The following is a 534-nucleotide window of genomic DNA, read 5'->3' on the forward strand; positions in this document are numbered from 1 at the left end:
AGGTTGCGTTAGCCTTTTTAGCTCTTTTTTTTACATATTCTGTTGCTTGGAAATATTGTTTCGATGTGATTGAATTATAGTCAGTATCAGGCATGCTAGTTGGCGACAACTCAGTAACGTACGTATATTTGCCACAACCCTTAAGCCATACTTTCACTTGCCCATTTGGTAGGAAACCAAAATCAAATATCGATTGGTAGCAGGTTTGCCTTATTCCATCAGCCTCAACATGGTTTTGTTGTTTATACATCAGCGCTTTCATTTTTGGGGTGACATCTAATTCAGTAATGTAGAACTTCGCATCAAAAAGGGATGTCCAATAGAGCACGATTTTGTCGGGTAAATGATTGGTAGGTTGAATTTGTCTATACCAGCCCATCGTAGTAGTAGCGAGGGGTAAGCCATAACCATTATAATCAGGTAAAAAGCCCTTAATACGGTTGAAGTCACTAACCGTCATAAATTGACTATGAGTGTGTAAAATAGAGGTCCAATCTTCTTGCGTGTTAATACCATATGCTTTAGTGACTCTGA

General features: G+C 38.6%; 1 protein-coding gene. It reads right to left on the reverse strand.

What is annotated here, in order from left to right; genetic code table 11:
* Positions 1-534, reverse strand: a 534-nt coding sequence (locus C9J38_RS21695; RefSeq protein ID WP_107208812.1) for a DUF2931 family protein, incomplete at both ends; no start/stop codon positions are given.

The organism is Photobacterium sp. GB-210 (assembly GCF_003026075.1).
In the GTDB taxonomy this organism is placed as follows: Bacteria; Pseudomonadota; Gammaproteobacteria; order Enterobacterales; family Vibrionaceae; genus Photobacterium.